At 69.9% G+C, this 14,781-nt stretch carries 11 protein-coding genes; 6 read left to right on the top strand and 5 right to left on the bottom strand.

Annotated elements, in window-relative coordinates:
* Window positions 1-31: 31 nt before the first annotated feature.
* The 3 genes from MED15_RS03680 (at window position 32) to MED15_RS03670 (ending at window position 3,795) form a co-directional block, all read left to right on the top strand.
* Window positions 32-1,471, top strand: coding sequence for a glycoside hydrolase family 43 protein (locus MED15_RS03680; RefSeq protein ID WP_112601363.1), 1,440 nt, complete (start codon window positions 32-34; stop codon window positions 1,469-1,471).
* 29 nt (window positions 1,472-1,500) lie between these two features.
* Window positions 1,501-2,976: an RICIN domain-containing protein gene (locus MED15_RS03675; RefSeq protein ID WP_244220343.1), complete on the top strand. Its 1,476-nt coding sequence runs from the start codon at window positions 1,501-1,503 to the stop codon at window positions 2,974-2,976.
* 147 nt (window positions 2,977-3,123) lie between these two features.
* Window positions 3,124-3,795: an acetoacetate decarboxylase family protein gene (locus tag MED15_RS03670; protein ID WP_225855281.1), complete on the top strand. Its 672-nt coding sequence runs from the start codon at window positions 3,124-3,126 to the stop codon at window positions 3,793-3,795.
* A gap of 106 nt (window positions 3,796-3,901) precedes the next feature.
* Here MED15_RS03670 and MED15_RS03665 read toward each other — a convergent pair whose 3' ends face one another.
* Window positions 3,902-4,441: a peptidoglycan-binding domain-containing protein gene (locus MED15_RS03665; RefSeq protein ID WP_112583493.1), complete on the bottom strand. Its 540-nt coding sequence runs from the start codon at window positions 4,439-4,441 to the stop codon at window positions 3,902-3,904.
* Between the two features lie 114 nt (window positions 4,442-4,555).
* The gene (locus MED15_RS03660) at window positions 4,556-8,494 is read right to left on the bottom strand and encodes an nSTAND1 domain-containing NTPase (RefSeq protein WP_167457563.1); all 3,939 of its coding nucleotides are present in this window, start codon (window positions 8,492-8,494) and stop codon (window positions 4,556-4,558) included.
* Between the two features lie 603 nt (window positions 8,495-9,097).
* Between MED15_RS03660 and MED15_RS03655 the strand changes: the two genes are divergently transcribed.
* A complete protein-coding gene (locus tag MED15_RS03655; RefSeq protein WP_208646477.1) occupies window positions 9,098-9,811 on the top strand; it encodes a ThuA domain-containing protein in 714 nt (237 codons plus the stop codon).
* The gene (locus tag MED15_RS03650) at window positions 9,781-10,899 is read left to right on the top strand and encodes a Gfo/Idh/MocA family protein (RefSeq protein WP_112583495.1); all 1,119 of its coding nucleotides are present in this window, start codon (window positions 9,781-9,783) and stop codon (window positions 10,897-10,899) included. The genes MED15_RS03655 and MED15_RS03650 overlap by 31 nt, the downstream gene beginning before the upstream one ends.
* A gap of 64 nt (window positions 10,900-10,963) precedes the next feature.
* Here MED15_RS03650 and MED15_RS03645 read toward each other — a convergent pair whose 3' ends face one another.
* The 3 genes from MED15_RS03645 to MED15_RS03635 form a co-directional block, all read right to left on the bottom strand.
* The gene (locus tag MED15_RS03645; RefSeq protein WP_112734786.1) at window positions 10,964-12,463 is read right to left on the bottom strand and encodes an FAD-dependent monooxygenase; all 1,500 of its coding nucleotides are present in this window, start codon (window positions 12,461-12,463) and stop codon (window positions 10,964-10,966) included.
* A gap of 140 nt (window positions 12,464-12,603) precedes the next feature.
* Window positions 12,604-13,224: a TetR/AcrR family transcriptional regulator gene (locus MED15_RS03640; protein WP_112734785.1), complete on the bottom strand. Its 621-nt coding sequence runs from the start codon at window positions 13,222-13,224 to the stop codon at window positions 12,604-12,606.
* A gap of 96 nt (window positions 13,225-13,320) precedes the next feature.
* The gene (locus MED15_RS03635; RefSeq protein WP_112697407.1) at window positions 13,321-14,262 is read right to left on the bottom strand and encodes a phosphotransferase; all 942 of its coding nucleotides are present in this window, start codon (window positions 14,260-14,262) and stop codon (window positions 13,321-13,323) included.
* Between the two features lie 132 nt (window positions 14,263-14,394).
* Between MED15_RS03635 and MED15_RS03630 the strand changes: the two genes are divergently transcribed.
* On the top strand, window positions 14,395-14,754 hold the full coding sequence (locus MED15_RS03630) for a DNA polymerase ligase N-terminal domain-containing protein (RefSeq protein ID WP_091399917.1): 360 nt from the start codon (window positions 14,395-14,397) through the stop codon (window positions 14,752-14,754).
* Window positions 14,755-14,781 lie beyond the last annotated feature (27 nt).

The following is a 14,781-nucleotide window of genomic DNA, read 5'->3' as shown; positions in this document are numbered from 1 at the left end:
TGGTAAGCCCCTGCGCGAAGGAGAGAGACACATGTCGAGAGTCCTCGCCCGGCTCTGCGCGGTTGCGGTGGCCGCGAGCCTGCTGTTCACCACCTGGTCGGCGGCGACGCCGAAGGAGGCGGCCGCGCTCGACCCGACCGTCGGCTACCTGATGGCGCACTTCACCGGCGAGTCGTCGACCGACCAGCAGATCTACTTCGCCCACAGCACCGACGGCCTACGCTGGACCGACCTCAACAACGGTGGGCTCGTGCTGCGGTCCACAGTCGGCACCCGCGGCGTCCGCGACCCCGCCCTGGTCCGCTCGCCGGCCGGCGACCGGTACTGGATCATCGCCACCGACCTGTGCATCGGCTGCGGTCAGGACTGGTCGACCGCGATCAACAACGGCAGCCGCAACCTCGTCGTGTGGGAGTCCACCGACCTGGTCAACTGGTCGGCGCCGTGGCTGCTGAACGTCGCCGGCGCAATTCCAGACGGACGCAACGCCTGGGCGCCCGAGGCGATCTGGAACCCGGCCACCGGCGACTACGTCCTCTACTGGGCGACGAACGTCCCGCTCAACGGCGCGACCAAGCACCGCATCTACTACGCGCGCACGGCGAACTTCCGCAGCGTCACCACACCGCAGCCCTACGTCAACCGGCCGGGAAACCAGGAGATCATCGACACCCAGATCGTCGAGGTGCCGGCCGGAGTCGGCGCCTACCGCTACGTCCGGGCCTCCCGGGACGGCCAGATCGCCATCGAAGGCAGCAACTCCATCCTCGGCACCTGGACCAGCCTCGGAAACCTCTCCGGCATCGGGCTGACCGGCGCGCAGGTCGAAGGCCCGATGTGGATGAAAATGAACACCCGCAACGAGTGGGTCCTCTACCTCGACCAGTACTCCAGCGGGCGCGGCTACCTGCCGGTCCTGACCACCGATCCGTCGAGCCCGGGCAGCTACCGCCTGCCGGCGTCCGGCTCGTACTCGATGGGCGGCACCAAGAAACGGCACGGTTCGATCCTCAACCTGACCGCTGCCGAGCAGAACCGGGTGCTCACCCGCTGGCCCGCCACCGCGGTCAACCGGATCCAGTCGTACAACTTCCAGGACCGGTACGTGCGGCACTACGACTACGACGTCCGCATCGACCCGAACGTCAGCCCTGCCCAGGACGGCCAGTGGCGGCTGGTGCCCGGCCTGGTCGGCTCCGGCACCGTCTCCATCCAGTCGGTCAACTACCCGGGCCACTACCTGCGCCACTACGGATACGACTTCCGGCTGGAAGCCAACGACGGCACCGCCACCTTCGCCGCCGACGCCACCTTTCGGCAGGTCGCCGGCCTCGCCAACTCGTCGTGGACGTCGTTCCAGTCCTACAGCCACCCGGACCGCTACCTCCGGCACTACAGCTACCTGCTCCGACTCGACCCGGTGTCCGACGCGCAGAGCCGTGCCGACGCCACCTTCCGCGTGACCAGCTGAACCTGGTCCCTCTCCGAGGAGTTTCGACTGTGGCACTACATCGACGGGTGCTCTGCGCCCTGGTGGCCGCGTTGACGGCGATGGTTGGCTTCGTCGCCGTCGCGTCATCGCCGGCCACTGCCGCCACCAACCAGTTCCGTGGCATGAACTGGGCCATGTTGGGTGACAACTTCAAGACCAGCCCGCTCGTCGTGCAGGGCCTGAGCATGTCCGACAGCAACGCAACCGTGCGGGCCAAGGCCAATGCCCTCTACGACGACATGGCCTCCACCATGGGGGTCAACACCATCCGACTGCCCATCAACACCCACACGGTGGGGACGGCCTGGTGGGAGGCGTACCGAGGTGCCATCGACGCGGCCACCGCCCGCGGCTTCAAGGTCATCCTCGCCTACTGGGAGGACGGCGCCGCCTCCGGCGGCAGGATCACGAACCTCGCCGCGTGGAACGCGATGTGGTCCACAGTGACCAACACGTACGGCACGAACACCAACGTCTACTTCGAGCCGATGAACGAGCCGCACGGCTACAGCTCGGCGGAGTGGCGCAACGTCGCCGCCAACTGGCTCAGCTACCACTACTCGGCGGTGCCCGGCCGGGTGCTGATCGGCGGCACCGGCTTCAGCCAGGACCTGCGCGACATCTGCAACGACAGCCGCTTCAACTCGACGCTGCTGTCCTTCCACTACTACGCCTTCTTCTACGGCGCGATGACCTACGACGCCTTCCGCAGCCACATCCAGGCGCGCCTCGGCAACTGCGCCTCCCGCGCGGTCGCGACCGAGTTCGGCGCACCGATGAACGACGGTCGCAACTACGCCGACGCGGGCAGCACCGACAACTTCGTGCGCTACATCCGGGCCATGGCCCAGGTCATGCGGGACAACCAGATGGGTGGCACCTACTGGCCCGCCCTCGGCGGCAAGACCGGCACCATCGGCTACGACTGGTACTCGATGTTCGCCCTCAGCGGCAGCGGCACCGACCTCAACCTGACGGTCCGTAACACCTCCGGCGCGGACCGGATCCGGTACGCGTGGGGCGACACCGTCGGCGGTGGCCCGACGACACCCCCGCCATCGACGGGGACGTTCTACCGGATCGACGTGCGGCACAGCGGCAAGGCCATGGACGTCCAGCAGCCGAACACCGACAACGGCGCGCGCGTCGGCCAGTACACGTACGGCGGTGGTGCGTGGCAGCAGTGGCAGTTCCAGGACGCCGGCAGCGGCTACTGGCGCATCGTCAGCCGGCACAGCGGAAAGTGCCTCGACGTGGTGAGCGCATCGACCGCCGACGGCGCCGAGCTCGTCCAGTACACCTGTGGCACCGGCACCAACCAGCAGTTCCAGATGGTCGCCAACGGCGGTTACTTCCAGCTCCGGGCACGACACAGCAACAAGTGCGTGGACGTGCCGGCCGCGGCGACAGCGGACGGAGTGGTCCTCAAGCAGTATTCGTGCAACTCCGGCACCAACCAGCAGTGGTCCCGCACCACCGTCTGACGGTCGCTCCGACCTGACGACCGATTCACCGTGGCCTTCCCGAGCCGGACAACGACGGGTTGCATGTCGGCAATCCGTCGTTGTCCGGGCGGCGGGCGGCTCCGTAGCGTCGCGACTACGGACCGATGCCCAGCGGAAGGACCCCTCGTGACCGAAATCGTCGCTCCGCAGCTCGTCGTGAACAGCAGAATGATCTACTTCGGTTGGCTGCCGGCCGACCCCGACGCGGTGGCCGCCCTGGTGCCCGACGGGCTCCGGCCGGCACCGAACCACCAGGTCTTCATGAACCAGTACGTCGTCGACGACGACGGGCAGACCTCTGGCTTCGGCGCCTACTCCCTGACGTACATCGGTCCGGACCTCTCCGGGGTCGACGCCCCGGACGGCGTCACGCCCGGCCGCTGGTGGACGCAGTACGTCAACTCCAGCCCGGTCGTCCGGGCGTACGCCACCGCCCGGGGCGTGCCGGCCTCGCCGGGAAGGACCACCATCGAGGTACGGGGGCAACGGCTGATCGCGACCACCGAGGCGGACGGCGTGCCCGTGATCAGGACGACGGCCCGCGTCGGGCGCACCGGCGACGCCGTCAACCGGGGCCAACTGCGCTACCTCACCCGGCTCGACGGCAGGCTGCTCAGCGGCAACTACCCCTTCGTGGCGGAGCCGGTCGACCCGTTCGAGGTCGAGTCGCTGGAGTTCCTCGAGCCCGACCATCCGGTGTACGCGCTGCGTCCGGCCGATCCGCTGGAGATCGTCTGGGGCTTCTACTCACCACGCGCGTCGTTCGCCTACCCGGGCGGCGAGTCGGTACTCGACTGAGCCCGTACCTCTGAAGGTCTCCGCGACGAACGGCAGTGTGGGGATCGGCGAGCCGGCGGTGACAGCGTTTGCGCTGTCACCGCCGGCGTGGCCCACGCAGCGGCAGCTACGGCAGTGGACGGCCGAGGCGGGCACAGGTAGGGGTTCCGTAGGTTCCGCCCGTGTAGGCGGGGAACTTCAGGGAGGCGCGTGACTGCGGCCCGAACTGGCCGTCCGCGCTGATGCCCGCCTTGCTCTGGGCGAACTTCAGCGCGTTGAAGGTCAGTTGACCGAACGCCCCGTCATCGCTGAGCAGCGTCTTGCCGGCGGGTGCGAGGTAGCAGTCGTTCAGGGCCCACTGGAGGGCCACCGTGCCCGGCCCGCCGTCGCCCCAGACCAGCGAGCACGGCAGGACGCCGTACTTGCCGACCGGCGCGGCAACCCGATAACCCGCCTGGTTGCTGACGACGTCGTAGGACTCGCATTCCGGTTGACTGCGAGCGTGGGCGGGGCTGGCGGTGACGAGCGTGCCCGCGAGCACGGTCATGAGCAATGCGATCAGTGCTGCCATCCGCTTCATTGAGTTCTCCTTCATCGCAGTGTCGTCCGACTGCCCGGGACCCCCGTCGGGCTGCTCCCCGGGGTGGTCGGACTCCTCGGCGGACACCCACCGCAAGGCTTGTGTCCTGGAGTCAGGCTGGTGCGGGGCGAGGTTGTCCGACAGGGCGGCGGCACCGGACAAACAACGTCGGACAATTCTTCGGACGTCTGCGCGGCTCAGTCAGCGATTCGGCGGTGTGCCGCAGGAGGGCTTGTACGGTTCTGATGGGATGTGTGTCGCCCACTCCTGCCGGGTCAGCTCACGGCCGGCCGTGGCGCAGATCTGGGCCCTGGCGGCGCGGAGATCGAACGACCAGCGGATGATTCGGCCGTCCTCGGCGCCGGAGATGAGAGTTCCGGCGGCAGTGAAGGCGAGCCCGCGGACTCTCGCGCCGTGGCCGCTGAGGGTCGCAACGCGTTGCTGGGTGGCGGTGTCCCAGACGGCGATGGTGCGGTCGTCGCCAGCGGACGCGATCCTGCGGCCGTCGCGGCTGAAGGCAAGAACCTGGACGGGCGCGGTGTGGCCGTGCAGAACGGCGAGTTCGCTGCCGGTCGCGGCGTCCCAGAGCTTGACGGTACGGCTGTCGCCGGCGGTCGCGAGCAGAGCTCCGTCCGGGCTGATCGCGATGTCCTGCACTGTGCCCTGCTGGCTTTTCACTCGGCTGAGAAGTTTGCCGGTGGTGACGTCCCACGTGTTGACGAAGCCGCCGACGCTCGCGCCCAGGAGGCGGCGGCCGTCCGGGCTGAAGGCCAGCGACGTGACGATCTGCGTTGGGAACCTGGCCGTGATGTCGGTCGGGTCGTTGATGTCGCCGACGTCCCAGATGAAGGGGCCGAGCGTGGCGGCTGCGACGAGACGGCCACCAGGGTCGAAGGCGACGTCCGTGGAGGCACCGATTCCCTTGGACACGATCGGTCGGGTGGCGTGCCGTCGACGTTGGAGATCCCAGATCGTGATGATGTTGTTCCGGGTCACGGCGGCGAGCCGGAGCCCGTCGGGGCTGAACGCGACGGCCTGCACCTCGTCTGCGTGCCCGGCGAGGGCAGCCACGTGTCTACCGTCGGTGTCCCAGAGACGGACCGTGCCGTCGCTGCCCGCCGAGGCGACACGGCTGCCGTCCGGGCTGATCTTCAGGTCTTTGACCTGGGCTGCGAAACCGCTGAACGGGGCATCCGCCAAATTGTGGAGCACGATGGTTCCGTTGAAGCCGGCGGAGGCGAGCATCGCCCCGTCCCGGCTCAGGGCGACGGACACCGTCTCGGTGCGGCCCCGGTCCTGAAAGGTCTGCAGGGACTCGCGGCGTCGCACGTCCCAGATGGTGATCGCGCCGTTCTCGTCGGCCACGGCGAGCATGCTGTCGGTGGGCGCGGAGATCGTCCATGCGTAGCGGCCGGCCAGCGGTAGCGGCGGAAGGCGGACGGGCTGGCCGCTCGCAAGATCCCACAGGTACACCCCGCGGTCGTCAACGGAACCCGCGAGGACATACCCCGAGGGACCGAAGGCGACCGAGAAGACATGCTCGGCGGGCAGTCTGGCGAACAGCACGCCGGTCGCCACACGCCAAGCGGCCGGGTGCTCCACCCCGTCGCTGGAGACGAGGATCGTGCCGTCGTGGCTGAACGTGAGCGATCTGACCGGACTCCGGTGCTCGCGGAGCAGGGTGCGAGTTGTGGTCCGCAGATCGTAGAGGGCGATGTCGCCGGCACGGCCGGCGTTCGCGTCGGTGCCGGGGCCGCCGGTGAGACCGACGGCGAGCTTGGTCCCGTCGGGGCTGAAGGCCATCCCCGACCCGAGGTTGCTCTCCGTCAACCGGGTCGTCTGTTGGCGCGTCGCTACGTCCCAGATGATGATGGACCTGTCGATCCCGACGGAGGCGAGCAGCCTTCCGTGGTCGGCGAAGGCCAGGTCGGCGGTCCGACCGGTGTGGCCGGAGAGGGTGGCGAGCCGCGCACCGCGTGCGGGGTCCCACAATCCGATGGTGCCGTCGCCGGCCGCGGAGGCCAACAGGGAATGGTCCGGGTTGAACGCGACCGTGTAGATGGACGGCCCGCCGACGTTGAGCTCGGTGCGGCGGGGCGCGGCAGCCGCGCTGAGCACACTGCCCTGGGTCTCGGTGTTCGAGTTGAGGTGGTCGGCCTCGACGGCCAGCAGGCCGGCCAGCTCGGAATCGGTGGCGAGCAGGGATCGGGCTTGCAGCGACAGTTCACCGGAGAGCGTGGCCACCTGCTGTCGGCGGGTGTCCTGGCGTTGTCGTACCGCGACGCCGCCACCCAACAGGGCGAGGACGAGCAGCGTGGATATGCCTGCCACGAAGCGCTTGAACAGGCGGGCCTGACGCCGGGCGGCGTTCTGCTCGGATTCGGCGAGAGCGGAGCTGGCGTGCAGGAACGAGCTTTCGAGTTCGTTGAGCTCCTCCGGATGGTCCTCGGCCAGGGCTTGCGCGCCCAGGAGTTGGGTTCCCCGGTACAGGGCTCCGGCATCACGGTGGAGCGTCGCCCAGGTGTGCGCGGCTTCGGTGAGTCGCCGGTGGATCAGCAGGTTCGCGCGGCCATCGGTCAGCCATCGGTGTAGCCGCGGCCAGGCCCGGATGAGTGCCTCATGGGCCACCTCCACCGTGCCGTCGCCCATGACCACCAGACGGGATTCGGCCAGCTTGTCCAGAACTCGGGCAGTGACAGCCTCGTCGGCGATACCGTCGAGTTCGGTACGCGTGATGCGCCGCCGGGTGTCCTCGGTGCCGTCGCCCAATGCGGTGAGCCGTAGGAAGACCCGGCGAGCGGCTTGTTGCTCGGCTGACCCGAAGTCGCCATAGGCCCGCTCGGCAGTCTGGGCGATTGCCCCGCGCATACCGCCGCTCGCCTGATAGGCCGTCAGGGTGAGGGTCTCCCCGGTGCGTCGCTGCCACGTCTCGAGGAGCGCGTGCGAGACGAGCGGCAACGCGCCCGGCTCGTCGGCGGCATCGGCGAGCACCGTGCTGACCAGGTCGGCTTCGACGGCCATGCCGACCTGGGCGGCGGGTCGGATGATGATCTCCCGCAGGTCGGTGGAGCTCACCGGCCGCACCAGGAGGTACGCCTCGTCGTCCAGCGCTGCGGCGAGGTTCGGGTACTGCATAAGGTGGGCGAGGAAGTCGGCGCGTACCCCGAGCACCACAGCGGTGCGGCGGTCGGGCCCGTGCGCGGCGTCCAGCAGCGCCTCGACGAACCGGCGGCGTTCCGCATTGTCGGGGCAGAGTGTGAACACCTCCTCGAACTGGTCCACCACCAGCAGCGCGCGGGCCTGCGGCGGGCCGCCGGCCAGTGCGCTGCGCACCGCGATGTCGAGCGCCGCGGGATCCGCCGCCAGGTCCTTCCGGATCTCTGGGGCATCCTGGCCGGTCACCTTCGCGACCTCGGCGGCCAACGCCTCCAGCGGGCGTTCGGTCGGCGTCAACAACATGGTCTGCCACCGCTGCGCGAGCCCACGGTCGGCGGCGATGGCTCCCAGCAGACCGGCGCGCAGCAACGAGGACTTGCCGCTTCCGGAAGCCCCGACAACCGCGGTCAGGCACCGCCGATCGACCCGTGCCAGCAGCCGTTCGACCAACTCCCTACGGCCGAAGAACAGCTCCGCCTGCTCGGGCTGGAATGCCGTCAGCCCCTGATACGGGCAGCGCTGCGCGGTGGTCTCGGCGGTACCGGAGGCGACCGCCGCTTCGGCGATGGCCGACCACCGTGCCCGCCACTCGGCCGGGTCGCCGCCACAGGCCTGGACGTACCCGAGCGTCACCTCCAACGACGGCAGCCGGTCACCCTTCGCCGCGTCCGCCAACGTGCTTGCCGAGTAGTGCGCGCGCCGAGCCAGGAGCCGATAGCTCGGGTTGCCCGCGTGCTCCCGCAACTGTCGCAGCTGCCACGCCAACCGTTGCACCGGGCCTGCCGCCGGGTCCACGGGCTTTTCCGGACGGCCCAATACCCACCCACCTCCGCATACTGGGCCGTAACTCTCGCCGCGCGACCATGGCGAGCTTCGGCACGGGCGCCCTTCGGTTCGGGCCAGAAGAAGTATCCAGTTCCGGCGATGCGGTTGCGGCCTGGGGTTCGGTCCGCGCCGGCAGGCAGCAGGTAACGACCGTCCCATCCGAGCGGGGGAACACTCGCCTGGCCCTGGCGTTGCGCTACCGTCAAGGAGCACACCCCGGCGTCGATCAGTCCGCGTCCCGGCGGCCATCGATGGCCCGTAGGACCCCACCAGATCCAAGGAGAACCCGATGCCGGAGCCTGAGCCCGCCCAAGACGACCCCGCGGTGGCTGCCGACACCCCGACAGCGGCCGACACCGAGACCGAGACCGACCCGCCTGCCGTTCCCGCGAATCGGGCTGCCCGACGCGCGAAGGGCAAGGTCGCCTCGCCTCAACCGCATGGAAAGGGTCAGCACCTTGGCGGCCGGGGCTCGGTTCAGAGCCCTCGCCAGTATGGTAACCGCCGTAGCGGTTGATCAGCAGATCCCGCTGCGACGCTCGCGATCTCGACCCGCCCGGCCCGGAACCTCTGCGCCGTTTCAGCACCTGCGTTCTTGCTGCGGCGTGAGCCGACCGTGCACAGTGGAATCCGGAAGCCGGCGTACGTCGGCTTTGTCGGCGACCACGGGTACGGTTTCGGTGCTCGACACGTACGGGCATCGGCGGCACGTCGTCGGGTCGGAAGCGGCCAACCCGGTGGCGGCGGCCGTGGGAGGGAGCGATGGTGGCGCAGCGCAGAGCACTGGTGGTTCGGGGCGGTTGGGAGGGGCACCAGCCGGTCAAGGCGACCGAGTTGTTCCTCCCCTTCCTCGAACGTAGCGGCTATGCCGTACGGGTCGAGGAGTCGACAGAGATCTACGCCGACGCCGCCGAGATGGCCGAGACCGACCTCGTCGTGCAGTGCATGACGATGTCGCAGATCACCGCGGACCAGGTGGCCGGCCTCAGCGCGGCGGTCGTCGCCGGCACGGGCTTCACCGGCTGGCACGGCGGCATCGTGGACGCGTTCCGCGCGTCATCGGAATACCTGCACCTGGTGGGCGGCCAGTTCGCGACCCATCCGGGCTTGGAGCCGTGTGAGCGTCACGGCGGCCCGGAGGACAACTTCCTGCCGCACACGGTGCGCATCACCGACCTCGGCCGGGAGCACCCGATCACCGCGGGCATCGAGGACTTCGACCTGGTCACCGAACAGTACTGGGTGCTGCACGACGACCTGATCGACGTACTGGCCGTCACCACCCACCCGACGCAGGCATGGCACCCGTGGCACCGGCCGGTCACCTCACCGGCGATCTGGACCCGACTGTGGGGTGCCGGACGCGTCGTCGTGACGACCCCCGGCCACAGCCTGGACGTGCTGGAGCACCCGGGCGTCCGTACCGTCATCGAGAGGGGAATGGTGTGGGCGACCCGCACCGCGTCGGCGTCGTAGGTCTCGGGTTCATCTCCCGCGCGTACCTGGACACACTCGCGGACCACCCCGAGGTGAGCATCGCCGCGGTGGCCGACCTCGACGCCTCCCGGTCGGCCGCGGTCGCGGCCACGATTCCCGGAGCCGAGGCGATGAGCGTCGAGCGCCTGCTCGCCCGCCCGGACGTGGGGACGGTGCTCAACCTCACCATCCCCGCGGCGCACGCGGACATCTCGCTGGGCGCGATCGACGCCGGCAAGGACGTGTACGTCGAGAAGCCGCTCGCCGTGACGTTCCCGGACGGCCGCGCGATCATCGAGCGCGCCGCGTCGGCCGGCGTCCGCGTCGGTTGCGCGCCGGACACCGTTTTGGGTACGGGTACGCAGACGGCGCGGGCGGCGATCGACGGCGGGCTCATCGGACGCCCCATGTCCGCATCGGCCGTCATGGTCACTCCGGGGCACGAACGCTGGCATCCCAACCCTGACTTCTACTACGCACCCGGCGGCGGCCCGATGCTGGACATGGGGCCGTACTACATCTCGGCGCTCATCCACCTGCTCGGGCCGGTCCGGGCGGTGACCGGAGCCGCCAGCCGCCTGCGCGCCGAGCGCGTCATCGGCTCGGGCCCGCGCACCGGCGAGCGAATCCCGGTGGGGGTGGACACCCACCTCACCGGCGTCCTCGAGCACGCCAACGGTGCGCTCTCCACCATCACGACGAGCTTCGACGGCGTCCGGACGACTGCCGCACCGATCGAGGTGCACGGGGAGGCCGGCTCGCTCGCCGTACCCGATCCGAACTACTTCGACGGCGAGGTCCGTCTCTTCCCGCTCGGTGGCACCGAATGGCGCGCCCTCGAACCGCAGGCTGGTTACGCCAAGGGTTCCCGGGGCATCGGTCTGATCGACCTTGTCAGGGCCGACGATCAGCGTCCGCCGCGCGCCGGCGGCGACGTCGCGCTGCACGTGCTCGAAACGATGACCAGCCTGCTCCGGTCGGCGGCGGAAGGCCAGCGGATCGAGCTGACGACTGTGGCGCAGCGACCCGCGCCGGTTCCGCTCACTCCGGTCGAGGCCTGGAAGGCGTACGACGCGAACCGACGCTGAAGAGAGCCAGACAGGGCCGAGACGCCTCGGCTTCCGGAAAGGGCGCGCTGGCGCTGGTGGATGGTCAGCCTGGTAGGCCGAAGTGGTGGGTGAGCGAGGCGCGCAACGTGGCGGCGTTCCCGGCGGACCAGGCGATGAAGCAGTCGGGGCGTATGAGCAGGGCAGTCGCCGTCGTGCCCTCCAGTGAGCCGGTGACCACGTCGACCCGGTCTCGCCATGGTGCGGCAATCCCGGCGTGGGCACCCGTGGAGTCCAGCAGCAGTGGCCGGGCGGTGCGGGTCAGCTCGGCGAGGCGTGTCGCGCCGTGGTCGGTGTGCACGACCACGTCGGGGGCGCAGCGGCCGGCCAACGGGTCGGTGGGGTCGGCGGGGTAGCTGATGTCCGCGCCGGACATCAGCGCCGCGATGTGCCGGGTCACCTCCGGCTTGCGCAGCAGTTCGGCGAAGAGTTCCCGCAATCCGCTGATCTCGTCGCCGGGGCCGATGAGGGCCGACTGCGCCTGGGTGGACATGACGACCCGTTCGGCGACGGGGCGACGTTCGCTTTCGTACGTGTCGAGCAGACCCTGCGGTGCCCAGCCGCGTACCGTTGCGGCGAGCTTCCAACCCAGGTTGACCGCGTCCTGCAGGCCCAGGTTGAGGCCGGGGCCGCCCATTGCGGGGTGCACGTGCGCGGCGTCGCCAACCAGCAGCACCCGGCCGGCGCGGTAGCGGGCGGCGATGCGGGTGTTGCGGCCGGTCAGTCGCCGCAGCAGGCCGGGGCCGTCAGGCGCGCCGAGGGGGATGTCGGCACCGAGCACCCGGGCGACGCTGGCGCGGAGCTCCGCCAGGGTCATCGGGGTCTCGTCGTTCGTTGGCGTGTCGGGCCACTCCGTCGTGCTCAGGATCGCCGGGCGGCCGGGGAACGGGGCCCAGGCGATCAGGCCACGCGCGGTGCGGGTGTGCTGGAACGGCGCGACGACGCCGTAGCCGGGGACGCGCAGGCCGCCCGTTTCGGGGTCGAGGGATGGCCCGGGCACGGTCACGGTGGCGGTGCGGGAGATCGACCTGTCGTTGGTGACACCGGGGAAGTCGATGCCGGCGAGGCGGCGCACGGCGCTGCGGCCGCCGTCGGCTCCGACGACGAAACGACTGGTGAGCTGCGTACCGTCGGCGAGGTTGACCTCGACCGCGTCGGGGCGTTGGCGGAGGTCGACGACCTCGTGGCCGCGGCGCAGGTCGACTCCGAGCTCGGCGGCTCGGGCGGCGAGACCGGCCTCGAGCTGGGCTTGCGGCACGCCGAGCACGTAGTGCGGGTTCTCCGCGAGCATCGTGAGATCCAGCGGGAACGCGCCGAAGGTGAAGGCCGGTTGGGGGGTCGGTGGGGTGCTCTCTCCGCTGAGCTGCGCGTAGAGGCCGCGCCGGTCGAGCAGGCGGACGACCTGGCCCACGAGCCCGTTGGCGCGCGGCTCGCCGGTGGGCGTGGCGTGGCGTTCGAGGACGAGGGGGTGCACGCCGGCGAGGGCCAGTTCGCAGGCGAGCATGAGGCCGTTGGGGCCGGCTCCGACGATGATGACATCGATCATGGTCGTGGTTCCTTCGGGGGTGTGCGTCATCGCCACGGCAGGTGCGGCACGTGGCCGGCCCGCCGCGGGAGTGGGACGCGGCTGGAGACGTGGGTGAGGTGGTGACGTGGGTGGGGTGGTGCCCTGCGAGGGGCGGAGCCTCAGCGGGGTGGGGCCGGGAGGCCGGCGGCGACCTGGGTGAAGGCGTCGGTGATGAGGCGTTCGATCGGGGCGGGTGGGTCGGCGCTGTCGAGATAGTGCTGCGTGGCGACGGCGACGGCGGCGCTGGCGGCGGCCGCGACGAGCCTCGGATACATGTCGGTGGCGAGGTCGGTGCCGGTGCGCTCGGCGACCGCGGCGGCAAGCTCGGCCTCGGCGAGGGCGGTGGCGCGCAGCCGTTCGCCCTGTAGCGCGGGTTCGGCGAGCATGGTGCGTACGCCGGCAACCCACTGGGCGTGGGAGGGGGAGGGCATCGCCTCGACCTCGGGGCCGCGCGTGAACTGCTCCAGCGAGGCCTGGGTGAGCGCCACCCAGAGCGGCTCGTCGGCGGGACGTTCGCGTAGCGCGGCGGCGGTGCGCAGGCTGCGGTCGAGGTGGCGGGAGGCGATCGCCTCGGCCTTGCTGGAGAAGTAGTTGTTGAAGGTGCGCGGGGAGACGCCGGCCGCCTCGGCGATGTCCTCGACGCGGACGTTGTCGTAGCCGTGCTCGGCGGTGAGGTGGATCGCAGCCCAACCGAGCGCCGCCCGTGTCTCGGCCTTCTTGCGCTCCCGTAGCCCCGTCATGCCACCACGCTAGCACTAATTGCGGGGCACGCAAATATGCGTGCTCCGCAAAATTTATCCCCCGCAACGTGTGACAGCCCAGCCCGCCCCGACACGTCACACACTGTCCGGTACGCCGTTTCCAACCCACCGCCGGACCTGGTCGGCGGCTTGGTCGGCCACGGCATGCCCCAGAGGGCGAGTCAGCAGGTCACTCAACGCGAACATGTCAAGGACCCGCCCCACATAGGTCCAGTTCCGCACCAGGGGCAGGTCTGCGGGCTGCTGCTCGGCGAAGCCCGCCTGGAAGCCGTCCAAGAATCCGGCGGGGTAGTCAGCGCCGAACCGGGCCATGTTCGCAGCGTCGCCATACGGGCAACCGGAATAACTGAACTCCCAGTCGAGCAGCGCATCCACTCGCCAACCGCCGCCCACACGGGAGACCAGGATGTTCTTCGGGTTGATGTCGGCATGTACGAGCCGAGTCTGACCGTCGATGCCTTCCAACGCCGTCGCGTGAGCCGCGCACAACATCACCCAGGCACGACGCGTCTCGCCGTCGAGCCGGCCGTCGGGAACCGCAGCCATACACACCTCGGCGACCTCGACCAACTGCTGCGACCAGGGACGCTCCTCCTTGACGGTGAGATCCCCGTCCACGAAGAAACCTCGTCGGTCGAACGTCGCACCAGCGACTCGCGCGACGGCCCGTCCGACCTCGGCCCCCAGCTCACCCGCCTCCAACCGCCCAAGATCGCCCCTAGCGAGCACACCACTCAGCAAGACGCCGTCCACATACTCGATGACCATCGCGGGGCGCACCCGCCCGTCTCCGGCGGGCATGACCAACAAGACGTCCGGGACCGGCGCATACCGGCGGGCGACGTCCATGACCCCCGCCTCAACCGTCGGGTCGGTTCCTCCGAACCGGGCAACGACCCGACGGTCAGCAAGCGTGAGAAGGCAGGTCTCGTGAGAGAAACCGCCCGCCAACACCGATGTCGTCACGACCCTGCTACCCAGGGCCGCCGCGATCCCCTCAACTTCCTCGATCCGCATCGACCCAGTCAATCAAGACACCACGACACCCTCGGCGCTCATCCATCTGCTCAGCACTGGCAGGCGTGCCAGGCTTCCGTGAGGTGGTCGGGTTGACAGGCGGAAGGGCCGGCCGGCACCGAGAATAGGAAGGTGGCACCCGCCTTCGTCCTGCACCACCACCGTAAACCGCGACCGCACTTCGACCTGCGGCTTGAGGAGGACGGCGTGCTGCGCTCGTGGGCGGTGCCCCGCGGTCTGCCGGACAGTCCCAGCGACAACCGGCTCGCGATCGCCGTGCCCGACCACGACCTCGATCACCTCACCTACGAGGACGTCGACAAGTCGATCGCCGACATCGGCACCTGGGAGGAGCACGATCGCACCGACCGGCGGATGCTGTTCACACTGCACGGCCGCGCCGGCCGCCGGCGATACGCGCTCATCCGCACCGGCGAGGGTTGGCTGCTGCACCTGACAAAAGAGCAGCCTCCGGACGACACCCGGCGGTAGCGCGGGTGGACGGCGATGACGGTCAGC

Source organism: Micromonospora noduli (assembly GCF_003264475.1).
GTDB classification, from domain to species: domain Bacteria; phylum Actinomycetota; class Actinomycetes; order Mycobacteriales; family Micromonosporaceae; genus Micromonospora; species Micromonospora noduli.
This window is presented reverse-complemented; position numbering and strand designations above follow the sequence as displayed.